Annotated in this window: 12 protein-coding genes and 1 tRNA gene; 9 read left to right on the top strand and 4 right to left on the bottom strand. The window is 42.9% G+C overall.

The features are described 5' to 3' along the window. The first annotated feature begins 103 nt into the window (after nucleotides 1-103). A complete protein-coding gene (gene gntR / locus VNE01S_RS11490; protein ID WP_082331640.1) occupies nucleotides 104-1,105 on the top strand; it encodes a gluconate operon transcriptional repressor GntR in 1,002 nt (333 codons plus the stop codon). A gap of 268 nt (nucleotides 1,106-1,373) precedes the next feature. On the opposite strand, the gene VNE01S_RS11495 is transcribed toward gntR, so the two are convergent. Next, nucleotides 1,374-2,912 (bottom strand): DUF3612 domain-containing protein, encoded by a 1,539-nt coding sequence (locus VNE01S_RS11495; protein ID WP_053394454.1) that lies wholly within the window; start codon nucleotides 2,910-2,912, stop codon nucleotides 1,374-1,376. Nucleotides 2,913-3,072: 160 nt separating this feature from the next. Here VNE01S_RS11495 and VNE01S_RS11500 point away from each other — a divergent pair, with 160 nt between their 5' ends. Continuing rightward, a complete protein-coding gene (locus VNE01S_RS11500; RefSeq protein ID WP_053394455.1) occupies nucleotides 3,073-3,648 on the top strand; it encodes an aldolase/citrate lyase/malate synthase family protein in 576 nt (191 codons plus the stop codon). Between the two features lie 60 nt (nucleotides 3,649-3,708). On the opposite strand, the gene VNE01S_RS11505 is transcribed toward VNE01S_RS11500, so the two are convergent. Further along, on the bottom strand, nucleotides 3,709-4,416 hold the full coding sequence (locus VNE01S_RS11505) for a MaoC family dehydratase (protein ID WP_053394456.1): 708 nt from the start codon (nucleotides 4,414-4,416) through the stop codon (nucleotides 3,709-3,711). Nucleotides 4,417-4,732: 316 nt separating this feature from the next. On the opposite strand from VNE01S_RS11505, the gene VNE01S_RS11510 reads away from it, so the two are divergent. From VNE01S_RS11510 to VNE01S_RS11530, 5 genes are all read left to right on the top strand, one after another. Next, nucleotides 4,733-4,823 (top strand) — tRNA-Ser (locus VNE01S_RS11510). A gap of 91 nt (nucleotides 4,824-4,914) precedes the next feature. Further along, nucleotides 4,915-6,186, top strand: coding sequence for a tyrosine-type recombinase/integrase (locus VNE01S_RS11515; protein ID WP_053394457.1), 1,272 nt, complete (start codon nucleotides 4,915-4,917; stop codon nucleotides 6,184-6,186). A 282-nt stretch (nucleotides 6,187-6,468) separates the two neighbouring features. Continuing rightward, a complete protein-coding gene (locus tag VNE01S_RS11520; protein ID WP_053394458.1) occupies nucleotides 6,469-8,211 on the top strand; it encodes an ATP-dependent nuclease in 1,743 nt (580 codons plus the stop codon). Then, nucleotides 8,208-9,626, top strand: coding sequence for a UvrD-helicase domain-containing protein (locus VNE01S_RS11525; RefSeq protein ID WP_053394459.1), 1,419 nt, complete (start codon nucleotides 8,208-8,210; stop codon nucleotides 9,624-9,626). The genes VNE01S_RS11520 and VNE01S_RS11525 overlap by 4 nt, the downstream gene beginning before the upstream one ends. A 121-nt stretch (nucleotides 9,627-9,747) precedes the next feature. Further along, the gene (locus VNE01S_RS11530; protein ID WP_053394460.1) at nucleotides 9,748-10,344 is read left to right on the top strand and encodes a tyrosine-type recombinase/integrase; all 597 of its coding nucleotides are present in this window, start codon (nucleotides 9,748-9,750) and stop codon (nucleotides 10,342-10,344) included. 234 nt (nucleotides 10,345-10,578) lie between these two features. Here the strand turns inward: VNE01S_RS11530 and VNE01S_RS11535 are convergent, their stop codons facing one another. Continuing rightward, nucleotides 10,579-14,097 carry an AAA domain-containing protein gene (locus VNE01S_RS11535; RefSeq protein ID WP_053300659.1) on the bottom strand — a complete coding sequence of 1,173 codons (3,519 nt, stop codon included), beginning with the start codon at nucleotides 14,095-14,097 and terminating at the stop codon, nucleotides 10,579-10,581. Between the two features lie 1,191 nt (nucleotides 14,098-15,288). On the opposite strand from VNE01S_RS11535, the gene VNE01S_RS11540 reads away from it, so the two are divergent. After that, a complete protein-coding gene (locus VNE01S_RS11540) occupies nucleotides 15,289-17,952 on the top strand; it encodes a hypothetical protein (protein ID WP_053394461.1) in 2,664 nt (887 codons plus the stop codon). Nucleotides 17,953-18,150: 198 nt separating this feature from the next. On the opposite strand, the gene VNE01S_RS11545 is transcribed toward VNE01S_RS11540, so the two are convergent. Next, a complete protein-coding gene (locus tag VNE01S_RS11545; protein ID WP_053394462.1) occupies nucleotides 18,151-19,635 on the bottom strand; it encodes a putative bifunctional diguanylate cyclase/phosphodiesterase in 1,485 nt (494 codons plus the stop codon). A gap of 447 nt (nucleotides 19,636-20,082) precedes the next feature. Here VNE01S_RS11545 and VNE01S_RS11550 point away from each other — a divergent pair, with 447 nt between their 5' ends. Beyond that, complete coding sequence (locus tag VNE01S_RS11550; protein ID WP_053394517.1) at nucleotides 20,083-21,645, top strand: sensor domain-containing diguanylate cyclase; 1,563 nt, start codon at nucleotides 20,083-20,085, stop codon at nucleotides 21,643-21,645. Nucleotides 21,646-21,973 lie beyond the last annotated feature (328 nt).

Below are 21,973 nucleotides of genomic sequence, written 5' to 3' on the forward strand. Positions count from 1 at the left end.
TCACCTAAGGTGAGCGCTTTTTTGTTATCCACACCAACGAAAATGTTTGTCGTGATAGGTACAATGTTACCAGTAACACAATAAGCAGAATAAAAAACAAACAATGGCCATAAAGAAAAAACGTCCAACGTTGCAAGATATCGCAGACCGGGTAGGGGTGACTAAGATGACAGTCAGTCGTTGCCTACGCGACCCAGCTCAAGTTTCCGAAGCAATCCGAGAAAAAGTAGAACAAGCGGTTGAAGACCTTGGCTACATCCCCAATCGAGCGCCTGATATTCTCTCTAACGCAAAATCGAACGCGATTGGTGTGTTGGTTCCATCGTTAACTAACCAAGTATTCGCTGAAGTGATCCGTGGCATCGAATCGGTGACCACACCTGCTGGCTATCAAACCATGATCGCCCACTACGGCTATAGTGAAGAGCTGGAAGAGCAGAGCATTGCATCACTGCTGTCATACAACGTCGATGCGATCATTCTCTCTGAGAACGTACACACCGATAAAGCACGTAAGATGCTGCAGACCGCGTCTATCCCAGTGGTTGAGATCATGGATTCTTACTCGCCACGTATCGAGCAAGCCGTCGGGTTTGATAACACCCAAGCCGCCAAGGAGATGACTCAAGCGATGCTCGCGCAAGGGCGTGAACATATCGCCTACTTTGCGGCGCGAATGGATGAACGAACGCGGCTGAAAATGGAAGGCTATCGGCAGGCTCTGGAAGAAGTGGGTAAAACCGAGATCACTTTACAAACGGAAGATGCTTCCTCATTCACGCTCGGCTCTAAGCTGTTAGGCGAGGTGCTAGATAAGTATCCGTATGTTGATGGGATCTTCTGTACCAACGATGATTTAGCGATCGGTGCGTTGTACGAGTGTCAGCGCCGCGGAATATCGATCCCTGAACAAATGGCGATTGCAGGCTTCCACGGTCACGACATCAGTCAAGTGATGATCCCTAAATTGGCGACTGTTATCACCCCAAGAGAAGAAATAGGAAAAGTGGCGGCTACACAACTGATCGAGAGATTAAAAGGTCACCAGGATTGGTCTGCATGTATCGATTTGGGCTATCAAATTGAAATTGGTGAAAGCGTGTAGTTTGCATAATGCACAAGCCTGGTTTTAGCAAAATGAAACAAATTTGCAAATTGCAATCGCTCTATGCACTGTGTTTTCATGAAACAGGTGATTAATTGGCCTAAAACCGTCTATTTAGGCCATTTTAAAAGTTGGCACGCGAACTGCATTATATTAATTGACCCTTATTAAGCCGAGGGTCACCTAGCCAACTGACGTTGTTAGTGAACCTTTTTGTTCACAATCAAATACAGCCAATCACGAATATTGTGATTGGCTATTTTTTTACCTATTGATCCCCATCTTCTTGTCCATCCTGACAACCGTTATAGCAACTCGGTTTTCTTGGGCAGACTGCACCACGTGAACAAATCACACGAGCATCTGACTGAATACCACGCTCAATCCAATTGATATTGAGTATCTTCGCGATCGTCGTGAACTCTTTCTGAATATGCCTTGGAATTGCCGCTGTACCACCATTGCCGACACAGAGTGATTTCAGCTCTTCAGCAATTAATCTGGCGTCGCCTCCTTGTGCATCAATCGCTGGGTTTAAATCAATACCCGCACACAGTACGCGATTGTTCCCCGCAGGGTCGATCATGTTGACGGATTCGCAGCAGTAGATCCTGGGTTCATCACCGACGTTGAGAATCGAAATTTGCGCAGAACTACCGTTTTTCGGCTCAGACAATCTTCTGAATACCGCCCAGTGTTGGCAAGGGTCGTTGACTTTGCGCATGTTACCCCAAGGCAGTGGGATACCATTACCACGATAAACCGCTTTGAGCTTATTCTGCCCGTAAGCATCAAAGTAGTGCCAATGCGGGTAGGGTGACACAACTGTCATCCTGCGCATCGCAACAGAAGGTGATACGCCGGCTTTCTTGTGTACATCGATCTCGTAACCGCTTCTGTCTAACAACTGGCGAAATGGCACTTTCGGGCAGAGTAGCGCACCAGCAAAAAAGCTCGACTCAAAATCACGCCATGCTTGGAGTATGTCTTGAGAATTCAACTCAGAGGTCGGATTGGCTTGTGAGTTCTCTTCCCAGCTGTTTGCGTGGCCAACAGAAAGCACGCTCTTAAGGCCTTCTTTGTTGTGCAGAACACAATGGCCGAGGTAAACCGCCAAATCGTATTTCAGACGGGTAGGGTACTGCTTAAGGATTTCGTTCAGATAAATAAAACCCGGTGGCTCAAAGAAAGACGTAACGATCTGTTTTGCACTCACGCCGAGTTCATCAACAATGTCTTGTGGCGGGCGAGATATCCAGCGAATGGTCAGTCCCATGCTGCGGGCGATATCCATCAGATCTTCTGCTGACAGGTTTAAACGCTTTAAACCCACTTCTTCGGCGGCGCGTTCAAGATCAGGGAAATGGTTCTGGTTGCTTTCTTGGTGAGCGCGAATCAATAAGTGCGCAAACTGGCGACCCGTAATCCCAGTTTGTGACAACATTTCAGGAATCGCGATTTGCAGAATATCGTTAGAGAACAAAAAGCTAGGCTCTAACGCCATACCGCTTATTCCGCCGCGATTGCCTTTATCGGGCGTGATGTCAGTTTGCTCGGGTTCGTCATCCAAAAACCACGCGGGATCTTTTTGAAAAACTTCGGCGATCACTTCCAACATATCGATGCTAGGAACGCGTTTTCCGCGCTCGATCATCGATAAGTAAGAAACCGACGGTGCGTACTCAGGGTTGACTCTGATACACCTAGCCGACAGGTCTTCCATCGTTAAGTGATTGCGTTTCCTAAGGTTCCTTATCTTCGTCCCTAAAAAATGGGACTGACGTATTAGACTTTTCGACAGCATCATTTTGTAAAATTCACAGTGTAAAATTTTTGTTGTGAAATTGTATTAAAAAATTCACTAGTATAGAAAGTAAGCAAGGTCACAAAACGAACATGAATAAAACGTAACTGTGAGAAACTTGCTCCAGGACATAAAGTTGTGAAACATCCGCGAGGGAAACGCCATGAACATGCTGACAATCGATAAAACAGAAATCCAAAAACACGACATGCCATTTATCGCTGAAGCAGTCTTCGCGGTAGAGAAAATGGACTCGAAGCAAACTTCAGAGAAGCAAGTAAAAGCGAAACAGCTGCTTGACCGCTTGTTCCCATTGGAAGAAGGCTCTCACCAAGACGTGACTGCATACGTTATTGATTATCGCCACGTAATGGCGTACTTCAAAGATGGTCGTCACAGTGGCTTGAAACACCCGAAACACTTTGTTGCTTTCAGCGGTGAAAAAGAGTCTCCGGCTTCAATCTTGTTTCGTGACGGAACGGGCAGCCACGTAGAGCTAACGTTTGGTAAGCAGAAGGGGACAGGTTGTGTACAATTGGTACAAATTGCCGATATCCAACTAGAAACCTGCACTATGTTCCCACAAGGAGTGTCAGAAGTAGCAGCAATGCGTCACTGGATTAGCCTAGTGAAAGGTGACGAACAAGGTAAACCAAGAGCATGTACCGAAGAAAAAGAGTACACAGCGAAAAACGGTGATGATTACCAGCTAGAGTGTTGCTACACCATGGGTCAGTAAAAGAGCCAAAAACAAAAAAGGATACGCACTGCGTATCCTTTTTTGTTTGTAAATCTGAAATTAAAAGTGCAATTGAATCACCGATGTAACGACTGCACCTGGGCGACGAACGCCTTCGATCTCAACTTTGATTTCGCGCTCAATCTCCAACCCTTTTCGAACAGGCGTTACCTTCGACAGTGTACTAACTGCGCGAACACGGTTGCCCGCTTTTACAGGGTAAGGGAAACGTACTTGATTCAAACCAATATTCACCACCATTTTTGCGGTCGGGAATAGGTTCTGTTCGGGATCAACACTGTCAGTTAGCTTTGGTAGCAAAGCCAGTGTTAAGAAACCGTGCGCAATTGTCGTTTTGAATGGTGATTCAGTTTCAGCACGCTCTGGATCGGTATGGATCCACTGCATATCTTCAGTCACTTGGCCAAATTGGTTGATACGTTCTTGCGATACGTCCAGCCAATCACCAACATGGATCACTTCACCCAGCTTAAGTTGCAGCTCGTCATAAAGCGCTTGAGCTTCCGGCTTAAGCTCAATTGATTTTGGCTTTGCCGCTACTGGCGTGTCTATTTCTGGCTCTTGAAGTTCATCATTCACCGCTGGTTTCTGAAGATCACGCAAACGAGTAAACAAATGGCGGTTGTTTGCTTTAGTCAAAAACTCACCCCAGTACTCACGCATAGTTGGGGATACCCACTGCATGAACTCTGAATGTTGCTTTGAATCTGATTCACCACGATGTTTAAACAAGTCAGCGACTTTCATAAAACCTCTGAAATTTATTATTTATTCCGGTTAGTGACGTAATTTTGAAACACTTCACAATCTTGTGCAATTGTTTTCGGGCGTACACGTGTTGCGTGAACAGTGTTTTTTTAAATACTATCAATTACTTATAAATAAAACACTATTTTATTAGACCATTGCAGATAGAGTTATAACTCTACAAAAATAGGCGTTGTAGCCTGTTGCAAGTATAGAAGTGATTGATATGAATGCTTAGTTTATCGCCACTTGAACAACTCAATGTAAATTAGTGCTTTACAAGATGTGGGTTTAAACCTAATATGCGCCCCGCACCGGAGAGATGGCTGAGTGGTTGAAAGCACCGGTCTTGAAAACCGGCATACGTTAATAGCGTATCTAGGGTTCAAATCCCTATCTCTCCGCCACATTTATGAAGCCCGAGCCCTTATTATATAAAGGCTCGGGCTTTTTCGTCGTGTTAGATTTTTTGGCATGGTACGTACAAGTGATACGATCATGTTTTTACTCAAAGACCGCAACGCTACTTATTACGCTCGTTACTGCTTTTCAAAAAAGCTCATTTCGTTAGGTTTCCCTCAAGAAATACGATTTTCTCTTAGTACTAAAAAGCGTTCAGAGGCAATAGATAGACTTATGTTGATCATGAGCCACATACGCAGCTATATGGCGGATTGCGATACGGAAGAGAATGTTCAACTCGTAATTCAAAATTTAAAGACTGAGCTACAGGCGATCCGCGCAAGTAATTTTACTCCTGTCATACATAAAGCCCCCCAACCTGTAGAGCCTGTATTACCTGTATTGAATGATGTGGTAAAGCCACTGATGAATGAAAGACTGCTAAGTGATTTCATTCATTCTAAGCGGGCAGAGAGCATTCTTCCTCGTACTATTCAACAACTAGAATCGCGGATCAGAGCTTTTTTTAGCTTTTCTAAAGCTGGCATATTACAAGCTACAACAAAACAAGCGATGGAATTCCGAGACGACTTATTAAAGTCGGGTAAATCTGAAAAGTCCGTCATTGAATACCTTGCAGCAGCTCGACAGTTTTATAAATGGCTAAAGCTCCGAGGTGATGTAGAGAAAAACGTATTTGACGGCGTGACGGTGAAAAGAAAACCTTGTAGAGCCTCTGACGAGAGGCAGAGATGGATGGAGGACGACCTACGCAAGCTATTTAAGCATCCTGCGCTGCAAAGCCTTCCTCGTCGTGTAAAGCGTACTCAAAGCCAACATGAAGACTATTGGATCCCTTTGTTACTATTGCATTCGGGAGCGCGTGTATCTGAAGTCTGTCAATTAGATACGGCTGATATAAAGTGTGTTGATGATATCTGGTACATCGATATTAATACAAATGGTCAGGATAAGCGCTTGAAGTCAAGCTCAGCCAAGCGCCGAGTTCCATTGCACCCTAAGTTAATTGAACATGGCTTCCTGCGATACGCGCAAAATAGATATGAGAACAAACAGCAAAAATTATTTAGTTTTAAGCCAATTGGCGCTTATAAAGATTGGTCGAAAACTTTCGTGAATCGCTTTAGTAAGGTACTTGATGATCTGGGCTTCATACCTTCTCGAAGACCCAGTCTCCATAGCTTGCGCCACACATTCATTGATGAGCTGCAACAAAATGGAATCGCTGAGCATCTTGTCGCAGATCTTGTGGGGCACAGGAAAACAAACCTAACGTTCAACCGCTATGGGAAGCAGATTAACCTTTCATTACTTGATCAAGCAGTTAGGAGCCTAGATTTGTGGTGAAAGCTAGCTAAATTTTTAGAGTGATAGTACTGACTTTGTTTTTTGGCTATAAGATGAGCTTGCTTACGTGAACAACTCATTTGTGCCCCATAACTGTTTAGCTAAGGATTCCTGACCACACTCTCATGTCAGGTCTTGACCTACATATACTAATAGCAGATTATGAGTCTAGTTGAGCACTTATAATTATACAGACATGTTCAGCAATTTATGAATGGAAGGAAGAATAAGACCTATAGAACAGTGAACTAATATTTATGCTTGCAAGCAAAGGGATTTGGCATGTCGGTTATACGTCACATTGATATACAAAATTTTAGATCAATTAAAAATCTATCTTGGAATCCAAAGCCTGGACTTAACTGTCTAATCGGACCAGGGGATTCTGGTAAGTCGACAATTTTAGATGCCATTGATTTGGTTCTAGGTGCACGACGCTCTTACTCATTCAACGATGCAGATTTTTACCAACTAGATACTTCATCTCCTTTGACTATCACAGTGACAATTGGCGAGCTTGATGATGAGTTAAAAAATGTTGAACGATACGGTTTTTTTCTTCGAGGCTTTAATTTTGAGACCAAAGAAATCTTTGACGAGCCACAACCAAATTGTGAAACGGTTCTTACCTTCAAGCTCTATGTAGATGCAGACTTAGCACCTGATTGGCGACTATACTCTGATCGTGCCGATGCAGATGGTCTTGAACGTAGATTACCTTGGAAACACCGAGAATTACTGTCTCCAGCCAGACTGGGCACCACATCACATCAAAATCTCGCATGGGGACATCGTTCAGTATTAAACAAACTTTCTGAAGATACCTTAGATGTATCTTCAGTTCTTGCCCAATTAGGACGGCAAACCCGTGAAGCCTTTGCTGCACAACCAGTACAAGGGGTCACAGAGGTTTTGACCCAAGTCCAGCAAATCGCCAACGGACTTGGTGTACCGCTCGGACAACTTAGCGCGCTTCTTGATGTCAATGGAATATCCATGTCCAATGGTGCCATAAGCCTCCACAATAGTGATGGGACACCTCTAAGGCAATTAGGGACTGGATCTTCACGCTTACTCATTAGCGGCCTGCAAAAGGCTACTAGCAGCTCTAGTATTCTGATCGTTGATGAAGCCGAATATGGTCTTGAGCCATACCGTATTAGTAGGCTACTTAACGAACTAGGATCAAAGGACATCGAGCCCCAAAAGCAAGTATTTATAACTACTCACTCACCTTATGTACTTAGAGAGCTACAAGCTGCCCAACTCCATGTTCTAAGAAAACAATCCATAGCTGCTCAGGTATTTGAATTCCCACTTTACTCCCATCACATCTACAGTCTTTTGGGGGGAGAGCAACAACAAGCAACACTAAGAGCTTGTGCAGAAGCATTCTTCAGCAAAGCAATAATTGTCGGTGAAGGAAGCACTGAAGTTGGTTTTATCAGAGGTTTGGATCTTTACAAGCAAGACAATCAACAGCTCGGAATTCAATCTAAAGGAGGGTTTTGTACTGATGGCGGCGGTGGTGATAACTACTTTCAGCGAGCTAAGGTATTTGCGAGTTTAGGTTACCCTGTGGCCTTACTAAAAGATTCCGATATAAATTCTCAGGCACACCAGGCACAGACTGAACAATGTACACAGGCAGGTGTAACAATTTTTGAATGGGGACATGGTATGTCTACCGAAGGTGCAATTTTCAGCTGGTGTAGAGTAGATATTTTGCCACTACTTGTAAAAGTAGCTGCTGACTTAAACGGGCACCAGGAAGTTGACCAGCACATTAAAAATAAGTCGAACAACCAATATGATTTGGCCGCATGTTTATCCAACCCACTGGATGAAATGAGAGGTTCTTTAGCCCTTGCTGCTGGCCACTATAAATGGTTTAAAAACATCACAAAATCTGAAACCATCATCAGGAATGTCGTTGCCCCTAATATGCCATTATTTAACGAACATTTTCAAAGTATCCTCAATGGCTTACTCAATTGGGTAGAAGCTAATGGAGATATTCGATGAACGTGGAAACCGTTCTTGATACTAATAGAGGCGCAATTGTTGCTCCCGCTGGTTGCGGTAAAACCCATATAATCACGGAGACATTATCCGTGAATAATACCAAGCCTATATTGGTGCTAACGCACACCACTGCTGGAGTTTCTGCATTAAAAAAAAGACTGCGAAAGCTATCAGTGCCAACGTCGAACTATGTTATTACTACCATTGATGGATGGGCACTTCGTATTGCCAATAGTTTCCCAATGACCTGCCCTGTTCATCATTCACCTGAAATGCCCCAGCTTTTTTATCCAGAAATTAGACAAACTGTTTTAAGGTTGCTAAATACAGGCAGCATTAGTGACATCCTACAATCATCATATTCACGCCTGCTCGTTGATGAGTATCAAGACTGTGACGTTAATCAGCACAATCTAATTGCTTCACTTTCAAATATTCTCCCGACAGTTATTTTTGGTGACCCTATGCAATGTATTTTTAACTTCGGAGGTCCAATGCCTGATTGGGGCAGCGGAGTTCTGAAGCAATTTCCACTGATAGGTGAATTAAATACACCATGGCGTTGGAACAATGCTGGAGCACCGTTGCTTGGACGGTGGATACTTGAAACAAGGGAGGCACTAAAACAAGGGACAAGAGTTGACCTTAGAACATGTCCTGCCCATGTAATATTGCACCAACTGACAGACGTAGTCCGAACGGACATAACTAATCAGCATAATGCACAACACTCTATTTTAAATCACTACCCAACTGATTCTCTATTGGTAATAGGTAGTTCAATGGATGAACGTTCAAGGCATGGTTATGCTCAGGGTAATTCGCGAATTGAAGTAGTTGAACCAGTTCAACTTGCAAGTGTAACTAGTGCTGCAAGCCAATTTGATGACAATACAGGGGTAGCTCTTTCAGCCTCTATTTTGCAAGTTGCTAGTACTATGATGACCAATGTTGAAATGGCAACCACATCGAAACGAGTAGATAGTATTCTCAATCGTCGAAATAGGACTCCTGCAACAACTACTGAGCAAGCACTTTGCAACGTAGCGATTAATAGTTCTCGCTCCAACATCTTAGCAGCACTACAGCATCTAGAGTTAAAACCTGGTACTCGTGTTTACCGTAAAGGCGCATACAACGCTTTAAAAGACTCTTTAGCTCTTTCAATAACTTCTCCAACAATAAGTATCTTTGAAGCAGCGTCAGCAGTAAGAGAGCGCTTACGTCAGCAAGGAGATCAACGAATACCTAATCGAGCTATTGGTTCAACCCTTTTGCTCAAAGGCCTTGAAGCTGATCATTGCATGATTCTTGATGCGCAAGCTCGAGGAATGAACGCAAATCATTTATATGTAGCACTCTCACGTGGAGCTAAAACTATCACAATATTTTCTCGTGATGTTTATATTCCATGAGGTGATGTTAACTGAGGATAGCAAACACGCCTTTGTCCACCAATGTTTCAGCTTCTCATGACCCCTACTAAATATGACTGCCAAACTTCATGTTGACCAAAAACACTGGAAGGAGGTCATCATGAGAAAGTTATCTTCTGGAAAATGCAGTGGCATCAAAAGACCATTTAAGCTTGAAGAGATCTGGCGGATCAGAACTAGGCTGGAGATTGAAAACGATCTGATGCAGCTCGCACTACTGAACCTAGCTATAGATAGCAAGTTAAGGGCGAGTGATTTACTAAAGCTACACGTTTACGATGTTTCTTCGCAAGGCGTTATCTATGAAAGGGTTCAGTGCATCCAGCAAAAAACGGGCACCGATGTTCACTATGAGATTACTCCGAGAACACAGCAAAGTATTAGCCGATGGATTTTTGCAGCATCCCTAGAGGCAAGCAGTTTTCTATTCCCGAGCAGCCGACGCTCTGGGCAACCTATCAGCTACTCATTCTATCGTTCAATCATCAGGAACTGGGCTGTAAAACTGGGATTGAATGCTGACTACTACGGAACTCATTCCATGCGCCGTACCAAAGCCACCTTAATCTATGCCAGAACAAAAAACATCAGGGCCGTACAGATCTTACTTGGACATTCGAAGCTAGATAACACAATTCGATACCTTGGTGTTGAGCTAGAAGACGCTCTGAGGCTGTCTGAGAAAACAGATTGCTGACAAATAGGAGCCGCTACAGGCTTTTCGTCTGAAAAGCCTGTGCCCCATTGTCATTTTCGCTCATAAAATCGCTTGCTCTTCTAGTTCCAAATTTTCCTCAATAAAATTCATCTGAAAGGAATGCAACTCACTTCGTAGTTGCTAATTAAAAATGATTAATTAGCAATTACCTGTCTGAGGGTATGCTGAAAATGATTTTGAGTCACTTCGGGACAAAAGAGTGACGCTTTGTGTCTACGTCACGGGCTGCTTGTTTGTGTTGCAGCTTCGGCTATTTAAGAAGTCGAGTTGAGTTTTGATCTCCTTCTCTAACTCACCGACATAGATTAATGATGTCTCGATATTAGCGTATTTTCCGCTTCTGCTTGCACTAAACCAATTGAATGACCCCACCGCCATATACCGATCATCAGCAAAAACGCTTTTACTATGGACACCATTTATCACATTGATAACGATACCAAGCTGTTCCAAGGTCGCGCAGCAATGTTGAAACGCTTTTACTTTATTAGTATCCGGGTGGTTTGCGACCGTGGTATTGAAATGTCTGTCGGTGTGTATGGTTATCTGGACACCTTTGTGCAGTGCTGTTTTTAGTAGTTCTAACTGACCAGTTGATTGCAGTTTGTCTAGCAGTAACCAAGGCGAGACGATATCTATTTTTCGTTGTACTTCCCTCAGCAGTTTTGATAAGAACGCATCGTGCTCTTCGGCATTGGTTAGCAGTTTCGGATGGCCGCATATTTGTAATAAATCGGGGCGTTGACCAACACTAAACTCAAGCTCATTTCGCTCGTCAGTGAAGAGATACTTGGCGAGTAATCCTCGTGGAGAAGATGATGGCGCAGCTTCAATGATATCCAAATCACCAAACACCAAGAATGCATCTTTGGCTCGAGAGACAGCGACGTTGAGCATTGACGGATCCATATCGATAAACCCGCCATCGTTGTGTCTGGTGTACACCTGGGAAAAAATAATGATTTTGCGTTCAGCACCTTGAAGAGAGTGAACGGTGCCAACGGTTAGTTGGTCATCCCCCTTGCCTGCTTTGATATCGAACTCACCACACGCGGTCTTGATCTGGTTCACTTGAGCTGAAAATGGAGTAATGATACCCACACACTTGGCCAGTGGCTCGCCGTAGTAATTCTCTATTTCAACCTTATTGGCATGTAGCCATGCAGCGATAGTTTCTGCTTCTAACTTATTGCGTCGGCTGCCGCTAAATGATTCCGCGATACCGTCGACGTGCAAATGACTGAAAGGAGAGTAGAGGCTATCTTCGGTCGCTTGTCCTCGCTTGGGGATCAGGATACCTTGATAGCAAAGGTCATTGCAGTATGAGATTAATTCATCGTAGCAGCGTCTATGTTCTTGCAAAAACATTCCAGGCTCAGCTTCCGGCATATAATGAAAGCGGCTTGCTTGTTGCGCTACATGCATCACACTGCCAGTCACTACACTTCGGCCTTCCTCTTGAATGACTGTGTATTCATCATCAGAGCTGATAACTTTATGCTGCTTTAAATTACCTCGGTCAATTGATGAGCACACATTTCTAATCGGCGGGATTTGGTAAATATCACCAATCACCAACGCTTTTTTGGCTAGTGAGAACGAGGCTGCGGCAACTTCTGGAGCTACTTGGCCTGCTTCATCAACGATCAAAAGGTCGATTTCATTAAGCAGATAGTCAGTTTCAAATTCATTATTTCCAACGTGAGACTGGTAAGTCATATGAGAAGGCAGAGAATGGAACGTTGATACAATGCAAGGAGTAAGCATCATTCGGCGTTGCCAGCGAGGACGAACTGTTTTCAAACCTGTTTTCCGGGCCTGCTTGTTCAACTCTTGACCCAAATCTCGGCAACTGAGCAGCCAGCATGCTTCCCAGTAATGGACCGCTAAGCGGAACATTCGAAAACGGGTCGTGATATCTAAAACCGAATCGATGTCAGTCAGTTGTGGAATAGTTTGCTCTGGAGAGTCTTCAGTAAAGTTATTGATAGAATTAAGCCAATTCAGTTGTGATTGCTCAAACTCTTGATACTGCTCTAGCCAAGATTGATACCGATTTTTTTGATCATCAAAATCGTCTTTTTTACTAGAAAATACTTGCTTGAGTAGGCTCTCAAATCGGTCTGATGACAGATTTTCAATTTGCTCTTCATCGTGCTCAATAAGGTTATACATGAAACTCCTGCGCTGGAGTTCAAGTTTATTCTTAATTGGCGGTAACCACTTAAACAGAGTTAACCATGTAGATTCATTGCCGAGGTAGCTTCGCCACGCAGTTAACTGTTCTTTGGCGTTATCTTTCAATGCTTGCGCATTAGAAACGGCTTGTTGTTGATCTGCCAATGTTTGTTGGGGATTGTTCCCCAGCCGAGAATGGATGTCATTTAGTTGGCGGTTGTAGTGATGCCAATTGTTTTGGATGTGATCTAACTGGTTTTGATGTTGGCGCAATTCGGCAAGGAGATACGCTTTAACTTGCGTTACATCAGCAAAATTCTGTTGTGGAAACGCCTGTTTTGCTCTATCCAAATAATGCGCTTGGGCTTGATCGAGAAAATCCAACTGCTCGACTTTTTCATAGAAATGCTTAGTTTGGTAACTTTTGGCTGCTTCCAATTCTCCATACGCCGATGGCAGGTAGCCACCATAGCTAAAAATGTCGGGCAACCATCGGCCTGATAGTTCGTCGTCGCCTTCATCGAAGTCTTTACCAAAGGCATCAATGATGTTGGTTACTGCTTGATTATTAGTCGATGCCGCAATGATTAGCGGCGGCTGACTCTCTTTTAGCGCAGATTCAATCCACAGTGATGCGACTACAGATAGAACAAACGTTGTTTTACCTGTGCCAGGAGGACCATTTACCGCAAGAATATCGCCTTCTTGCATGGCTAAGGTATGGGTCAAGGCATCGCATTGCGCTTTAGTTAGCGGGAATTGACTATTTGAGTGGCCAAAACGCGAATGCACTGTCTGAGATACTTCAATACATTCATCGTGGTTGGTTACTGTTTTTGCCGCGTAACTATCAAGCAGAGGCAAGGCTGTGCTTGAATTGCTCAGGTTATCGTACAGTTTTAAAATATGCCTTGAAGCTCCCAAGCACTCGCTGATTTTGTTGACTAAGCCACGACTTTCAATGTGTTCGTAGAACTGCTTGATTCGGTTTCTATCGCAGTAATCGGCAAATAGTTTTTGGGTGAGTCCGTAGTAGTTGTGCCAATCTTTTTGATGGTTCTGATACTGTTCTTCTTGTTCGAATTTGGCTGGAATACTTTCAGTAGACTGCGCTGGAATTTCATTTGTTGTTAGGAATTCATCGAGCTTATCGACGTCAGCGATAGTAAAGGTGTCATTTCCTTGAGGAGCAAGCAAATCACGAGGTATGAATGGCGTGGTGTTGGGAAATAGTAGTCCTTCACGATTGACCCATAAAGAGCAGACAATTGGTGTCAGTACACCAGGCATATTGCCGCTGTAATCTTTCCCATGAACTTTCCGAAGATAATAGGTGACCGGTCGATGATGAATTTGTACGGCGGTTAGGGTATCTGCTTCATTGCGAAACAGATCTTCTAGCAATGTAGAATCAGGTTTAAGCTTACCTTCTTTGAACTCGTCGGTTGTCGTTCGCACATAATTTTTCAGGTCTTGCTTTTTTAATGCACCTTTCGCGCTATCGGCATCGGCAAGAGAATTACGCCAATAGTGAATCCAGCCCTGATTATTCATACCCGGTCCTTGAAATTTTTGCGATAAGCATGTGATTTTAGTCGAATATCCCCTTGCCAAGGGAGTGTTTTTTGTTAGAACTTTGAACAATTTCTGACTTGTCGATCTTTTAGTCATTCGGATGATGACTATTCGAGCCGTCGAAGAATTGGGGCAGGGGTATTAAAGTCTATTTCTCCTAATGTTATATGAATTTAATGATTAATTATGTGAATGTTTGGCTGCTGGTGACTTATGCATGTATAAACAACTAAAATGTTGTTTTTATGCTGATGGACAACTTTTAAGTTGTATTGGTGGCTTCTGGAAGTTATCGCAAACATCGCACTTGTTGGGCAGGTCAAATCCAGAGCATTGCTGCGTGATTAGTGCGTGAGGTACACGTTTGTCTGTTCTTCACAGCTAAATCAGAACACTTTTGCATTTATATTCATCTTAGATTTAGGTAATTGATGAAACCGCAATAAAAAACTAATGTGCTTGGAGTAATCGTTAGCTGCAGACCTAACTGATTTCTGTCCAGATTCGTGCTGACGGGCTAGATCACCGTAACGTAATTCTGCCCCATTATGTGTTTCGCTTGACAAACGTTTAAGTCAAACAAGCAAGAATTGACTTACTTTTTATCATACTTATCATAATGTTGCCTATGTGAAAACTGGGGTCGGCATTCATTATACCGTTTCAGGTGTTAATGAGTGGACGCATAACAATGATTGTTTCAGGCAAGAAAATCGAGTAAGTGCTGCCCAAGTTCTGCCCTGAGCTCCCCCCACCTTTATTGAATATTCCAATAAAGCTCTTAAGCCAAGTAAAGAGCCCATGTTGTTTATGGACGGCGTTCAATATTCACTCCCCATCCTAGAGAGAATCATTCGATGTAACATTACCAGAAGTTGCAGACTCGCTGGTGCACAGAGTTACCGATAATTTTCAGCTATTCGAATCTGCATCTTCGAGTTGAAAGGGTATACCACTTACCACGCCTTGAATATCAGCGTTCTATTCTCTTGTTTATCCACATCGCAAAATCCAAAAATTACATTCATAAACTGGAGTGATAGCGATCACCATTATATAAAATATCAATAAGGTAGCTTGGTTTAATAGCCTATTATTGCATACGGAATTTGAATGCAACAAATATCGCACTGAGCAATTTTTCTAATAAATAATTAAGGACAAGATCGGATGAACACACGTTGGTTGTATAACAACAAAACAATGGTGGCTGCGGCAGTCACTGCAGCGTTAATCACGGGTTGTGGTGGAGGTTCTGACGCATCTCCCGACGCAAAAGACCCAACCCCAGCGGCAGACTTTACCGTAACTGCGTTAGACGGCTACTTGCACAAAGCAAGCGTTAAAGTCGATAGCGATAACAATGGTGTATGCGAAACAACCCTTGGCACGACAGACAACAAAGGCCAATTGAAAGTCGATAGCCAATATAAAGGCAAACCTCTTTGTGTTACGGCTACCCCCGGCACTACGGTTGATATAACGCGCGGGCTTGTTGAAAAAGCTTTCACGCTTAAAGCGCCAGCTGGCGCGGTTGTTGTTAACCCACTGACTAACTTAGTCGTAGAGAAGCTAGAAAAAGATCCAACGTTAAACTTAGCTTCAGCGCAAAAAATCGTTATTGACGCTTTAGTTGAAAGTGGCATTCAAGTCGACAATGATGATGCCTTCGGTGACTATCTTTCTGACGCTAACTCGCCACAGGATGCACTGAAAAATAAACAGCTCGAAGTTATTGGCGAAGTACTGGTCGATAACCACGACAAAGCCAATATCAGCCCTGAGTCTAAGCTCACTATCGTTAAGCAAGTCGCGACCGAAGTAAAAGACAAAACCAATGCCGATGAGCTACAAGGTTTTAATCCGATTATCGGCGACATCAAAGAAGACGGCAGTGTCGATCCAATTACCGTTAACCATCGACCAAATAGTGTTGGTGCTAATAACCTAACCTTTAAGACCGAAGTTTCTTCAGATGGCACGACCAGTATCGATCTAGCGTCACAATATCGTTTAGCGTTTCATGATGTAGATAGCGGTGACTCATACACCCTTAAGGTGTCCACCGACTCGGAGTATCAAAATGGTGTGAGCATTAGCAATGAGGGTGTAGTTTCCAATATCAAGCACGATAAAGCGGGTGTCTACACTTTCTATATCTTTGCCATCGACTCCCACGGCGCAAAATCCAACCCTGTGGAGCTAAAAGTTACCTTTACCTCATCAGACCTTGCTCCAAGCGTCGACGAAGAGACCAAAGCCACTTTTGTTCAAACTATTAAAGCCATTGAATTCACAAAAGGGGTCGACTTCCCTGAGCAAACCTTTAGTTTAGATGGCCTGTTTATCGATGAAGACGTCGCGTCACTGACCATCAATGCAGATACTGATGCCGTAGGCATGAGCGCAACGATTCAAGATGGACAGCTCGTGATTAAAGGTAGCCCCACTGTCGATGGCGAGTTTAACTTAGTGGTGTGGGCTCAAGATGCAGTCAACCAAGATCAAGCTAGTGTCAACGTCTTTTACACGATTAAGCCATCAGAGGTTGCGGTTACGCACCCTCTGGAAAACAAAGTATTTTACTCGGTTGATAACAGCGGCCCTAGCGAGCATCCGTCACTGAGTTGTCACGCAGTCAAGTTGGAAAATAATATAGTTTATTTCTCCGATCCGACCATGAACAACGGTTATACCTGTGCAGAGCCTAGTCTAGAAGTGGGCTCCTACAGCGTTGAAGGGGATATAATTAAAACCACAGTTAGTGAAGGCGACTCTAACGCAGTTGACCACATCGCGGTTGTGAAAGCTTATGACTTCAATCAAGGTTACCTCATCAAAGCAACCTCACAAACCAGTCAAACCAACGGTACAGCCACTGTTTGGCTTGCCGATATGTTTACCAGCAGCAAACATGTCGAAAGTACGCTAAACATGCGCGCTTCTGGCGTGATCTACCGTTACTTCCTGTGGCATAACGATCGCTACATCGACCCTGCGGTTGGCGTACAACTCAATGGGCTAAATGCGTTAAATAATAAGCCATTTGCAAGCGTTTCTTTCGCGTCGGCATTGACTTGTAATGATGTTATGAGTATTTACTCTAATTTCTATTTGTCTAATGAAAACCGTGCTACGGCACTATCTCGCGATTGTGTTATCGATAGCGAAACCAGTCAACCTACGGTTCAATTTAACAGTCTCTCCGGTACGGGAGCAGACGACCTAATCAACGGTCAGTTCTACACTATTTCTGCCGATCTAGCACCTGAGTTTACCGATAAAATGGCACCACTAGCAGCACGTATTGAGCATCAAGGAATCCAGTCTTGTATTATGGGTGACGACTCTTGGGGGCAAAACGATACCCCAACGTCTCTATCGAGCCTTGAACAGTATCAAACAGTGCTCTCTGACTGTAAAGCCGCCAGCAATACAACGATGAACATCGAGTCGGCAATGACTACCTTGGTGAGAAACCAACCCTCGAAAAGCTTTACGCTGAAAAAACAGGGTCAAAGCTACGTATTCTACGAGCTGGAAAATGGTGAGCGTAGCGTCAATGTGAAAGAAGACGATCAAAGTGTCGGTATCGGCACGTGGGACTATGTGGATGGCAACATTGTCATTTCTAATGCTAAAGATGCTGATAATACGCCTATTAACCTCAAAGAGACCATCGCGATGACGTCTTGGAGCTACGATAACCTAGGTATTGCAGTCAAAAAACTACTTCAAGAACAACACTACGATTCGCTAGGGCTTGGAGAGTGGACAACACACGGCAGTGTTTCCTCAGACGTTTATGTGATCATTCTAGGTGCAGAGCATTAATTTGGCGTAGCGTTGTGAATGGCGTCATCAAGTAACGCCTTAAACCAAAAATCCGAGTGTTGATAAAGCACTCGGATTTTTCTTTCTCTGGTAAAATAATTACCTTAACTGGGTTAACCTAAAGCCTACTAATTCCATGGTTTACCTCACTAATCTGTCAAACGATAAACAGCTTCTAAGTATGTGAACTTTGCGATGCTACATCATACTTAAGCTTTTATTTAATGCCGTAACAGGGACTGGGCGACTTAGATAAAATCCTTGAGCTTGTTCACAGTCTAACTCCTCAAGAATACACAGCTGTTCAAGGGTCTCTATGCCCTCAGCAACGACTTGAATCCCAAACCCCTTGGCTATATCAACGATGCCGGAAGTAATTGCTCTTGATCGATAGTCAATAGCAATGTCTTTGATGAAGCTACGATCTATCTTGATTTCATCAACGTCTAATTTACTGAATATGCCAAATGAAGTATAGCCAACACCAAAGTCATCAATGGAGAACGTTACGCCAGATTTCTTCAGCTGTTTTACTATAATTGCACATTGATCAATATCCTTTAACGTGGCTGTCTCTGTGATTTCAAAGCATAGGTATTGCGCAAAATCACGATCTTGATTTAAGTAAGTTTCGATTTGGCGCATGTCTTCAACACTATTCAGCTCAGTAGCAGAAATATTCACCGATACGCTTTGAATAGAATGTCCTAGGAGCTGGGTTTCTTTAAGTTGTTTTGATGCTTGCTTGATAACTAGTGCTGTTAAAGCACTACAGAGATTGTTCTCTTCTGCCAGCGTGATAAATACAGCAGGAGATATATCTCCATGTTGGTGGTGTTTCCAGCGAGAGAGCACTTCAACTCCAGTTACTCTCTTATCTTTTAGATGATACTTTGGTTGAAATACGATCTGTATTTGTTCTTTTCGTATTGCGTTACGTAGATCTGCAATCATCTGTTTTCTTTGGAGATCTTGCTCAGCGAGTTTTTTGTCGTGGTACCGGATAGTGTTTTTCGTTATCTTTGCTTGAGCGAGCGCATATTTAGCTGACGTCATGAGCTGTTTAACGCTTTCTCCATCAAATGGATAGAGCGCAACACCAATAGAGCACGTTACATCAATTCCATGACGTTTTGAGTGCTGGCTAAACTGCCTTTGAATACGTGCTAGGTGCCTGTCAATTTGCTTCTCGTCGTGCATGCGAATCAAGCAAGCAAACCCATCAGAATGAGTCCTTGAAGAGAAAAGTGGAGAGACAGTAGAGGAACTAATAGATTGTGCGATGTCTTTTAAAAATTGATTGCTCTTTACAAAGCCGAGTTGATCGGCAATGGGCTTAAAGTTGTCAATATCGAGAAGAAAGAGAACATAATGTTCATTTTCTTTGGCACTACTGAACTTTTGCTCCAAATAGCGAAAAAAGACGTAGGGACTATGCAGGCCTGTCACATAGTCAATGTCATTAGCCCGTTCAATCTCTCGGTTGTTCTTTTTTATCAGCCCCCATAGCAAGAGAGACGTGATCACGATAAATAGCATCCCCTTTAGTGACTGAACCAAGGTATATACTTGTAGATTGTTAGATAGGAGCTCTACCGCTTTATCTGAGAATAAAACCCACAGTGACGCGAATACAAAGTAAGTAAAAACGAGTTTAGCGGAGGTGAGGGAGTTTTTGTTCATATAGACCACAGTATTACTCGTGTACTGCCCATGACTAAAGTCATAATTATATGATTAACCTATCATTACATCGAATATCAAGCTAGTGACACATCACTTAAACTGTTTAAAATGCTACATTAAACATATGGTTTTACTACGTAAACTAATGTTTAGTCGCATCAAGCCCCTCTAAGTATAAGTTTTACTTTCTTGAACCCTTCAAGTATCGGCTAGCATTTTGATCTTGATGTTTGTTTTTTGGTCAGATACTGACTCTATTTTCTATCTATGTCGGCCATATCAGTTTCAAAATAGATATAAGCCAGTATAAGAGTTTCATATTTCATGCAGAACTGTCAAAATCTACTAAAACTTGATTTAACACATGTGCAGTAGCACGTACTATTACTTCGAATAAACCAATGGATGACTTAATTTATGGAATATGTGGGTGAATCAAAACGGATGAAAGACAAGTTGAATTTGAGGCAACTTATCCTGATTCTAAGCATCTTTAGTGTATTGGTCACTCTTCTGAACGCTTTTTACTCCATATATCGTGTCCAACATGACCTCATTGTCACCAACACCATTGAATCCAATCGTGTTTACGCTGAAAAAATGGCCGAAATGACGGACACTTTCATTGAATCAGCTTTGTCTCAATTGGAGTATAGTGCACTTACGCTTGGGAGTAGGATGGGTGATTCAGATGCGTTGCAAGAAGAAGTAGATCGATTAAGAACCCAAACTGACTCTTTTAACTCTGTAGTCATCGTCAATGCGAAAGGGGTCATCATTTCCGTTTCACCAGAAACAATACAAGTGAAAGGTGTCCAGTTAACAACAGAAAGTTCGCTACAATCGTTGAACGCTAAGGCTCCAATCGTCACTAATCCGTTCGTATCCCCGGCAGGTAATTATCTAATAAGTATTTCGTACCCTATCTTCTCCGCACAAAAAGAGTATTTAGGTTACGTTAGCGGGAGCATTTATCTCGATAAGAAAAACATATTAATGAGCATACTTGGGCACCATGGCTACAGAGATGGGTCATACCTCTATGTTGTGGATAAAAATCGGACATTGATTTATCACCCTAATAAACAACGAGTGGGAGAAGTCATTGTCAATAATGAAGCGATAAATGAGGTGACTCAGGGAGAGAAAGGTGGGAAAGCTATCATTAACTCTCAGGGTATTGATATGCTTGCTGGGTACGCACCAGTCAATTATTCTGGTTGGGGGATAGTTGCTGAGAAATCGGAAAGCCTCACTCTGTCAGTGCTTAATGACCAAATGTGGAGTGTATTTGTGGCAACGCTTCCAATTGTTGCTCTCACGCTTTTAGTTATTTGGATATCTTCGGTTTTTATCTCAAAACCATTATGGCAATTAGCGAGTGTCGTCAAAAACTTTGAAAGCCACACTTCGACTAAACGAGACTTAAATGAAGTGAAACCTTGGTATTTTGAAGCGTCACACCTAAAACGTTCATTCCTCAGTACATTCAATATTGTATCCAACACGATTGATCAACTGCATCTCGATACCTTAACCGATTCAATGACTGGGTTGTTAAACCGCAGAGGTTTAGATAAAGCCATTGATAATTTGCGTATACAAAATATTCCATTTTCTGTTCTCGCTCTGGATGTTGATTACTTCAAAAAAGTGAACGATACCTTTGGTCATGATGTCGGTGATACTTTACTCATCAGTGTGGCAAATATGATCAAGGCACAGGCGCGAGAGGTGGATATTGTCTGTCGATCTGGCGGAGAAGAATTCATGGTTTTTTTAGTTAATACAGACATACGTCAGGCTGAATACGTTGCTGAGAGAATCAGAAAATCCATTGAATCCAATGAGTTTAATGTCGTAGATCACGTGACGATTTCTATCGGAGTGTCTCAATGGTTAGCAGAAAGAGAACCGATTAGTGCCGTTCTTAAAGGTGCTGATGATGCTCTTTACCAAGCGAAACATAACGGTAGAAATAGAACTGAGGTACATAAGTTCAGATGATAAAATAGATGGATACTGATCTGAACATTCATCTAAGCGAGTTTTGTCATACTTTAGATAATTTGTGCTTTGTCAAATTGGTAATTGCGCTAAAACGGTTTTGTCCAATGTTGAGCTAGTGACCGTAGCAAGCTCGGTTCTGCCCCATTCGGTGTTATATCCCACCCTTCCTGTTATTAGACAAGCAGATATTGACTCAATTTGTCTAATCCTTGGTGCAGTCAAATCCTAGAGAATGGGATTAAAGATTCATTACCCTAAAAAATAATCCTCCCACTACGACACCCAATGTCGCACCCACCTTTATTATCTAGCCATGAGAATGTTA

It is taken from the genome of Vibrio nereis NBRC 15637 (assembly GCF_001591105.1).
Lineage (GTDB): Bacteria > Pseudomonadota > Gammaproteobacteria > Enterobacterales > Vibrionaceae > Vibrio > Vibrio nereis.

What these genes read in the sequence shown, in the direction of transcription:
- gntR (WP_082331640.1), top strand. Translation starts at nt 104, where the DNA reads ATGGCCATAAAGAAAAAACGTCCAACGTTGCAAGATATCGCAGACCGG.
- VNE01S_RS11495 (WP_053394454.1), bottom strand. Translation starts at nt 2,912, where the DNA reads ATGATGCTGTCGAAAAGTCTAATACGTCAGTCCCATTTTTTAGGGACG.
- VNE01S_RS11500 (WP_053394455.1), top strand. Translation starts at nt 3,073, where the DNA reads ATGAACATGCTGACAATCGATAAAACAGAAATCCAAAAACACGACATG.
- VNE01S_RS11505 (WP_053394456.1), bottom strand. Translation starts at nt 4,416, where the DNA reads ATGAAAGTCGCTGACTTGTTTAAACATCGTGGTGAATCAGATTCAAAG.
- VNE01S_RS11515 (WP_053394457.1), top strand. Translation starts at nt 4,915, where the DNA reads ATGTTTTTACTCAAAGACCGCAACGCTACTTATTACGCTCGTTACTGC.
- VNE01S_RS11520 (WP_053394458.1), top strand. Translation starts at nt 6,469, where the DNA reads ATGTCGGTTATACGTCACATTGATATACAAAATTTTAGATCAATTAAA.
- VNE01S_RS11525 (WP_053394459.1), top strand. Translation starts at nt 8,208, where the DNA reads ATGAACGTGGAAACCGTTCTTGATACTAATAGAGGCGCAATTGTTGCT.
- VNE01S_RS11530 (WP_053394460.1), top strand. Translation starts at nt 9,748, where the DNA reads ATGAGAAAGTTATCTTCTGGAAAATGCAGTGGCATCAAAAGACCATTT.
- VNE01S_RS11535 (WP_053300659.1), bottom strand. Translation starts at nt 14,097, where the DNA reads ATGAATAATCAGGGCTGGATTCACTATTGGCGTAATTCTCTTGCCGAT.
- VNE01S_RS11540 (WP_053394461.1), top strand. Translation starts at nt 15,289, where the DNA reads ATGAACACACGTTGGTTGTATAACAACAAAACAATGGTGGCTGCGGCA.
- VNE01S_RS11545 (WP_053394462.1), bottom strand. Translation starts at nt 19,635, where the DNA reads ATGAACAAAAACTCCCTCACCTCCGCTAAACTCGTTTTTACTTACTTT.
- VNE01S_RS11550 (WP_053394517.1), top strand. Translation starts at nt 20,083, where the DNA reads ATGAAAGACAAGTTGAATTTGAGGCAACTTATCCTGATTCTAAGCATC.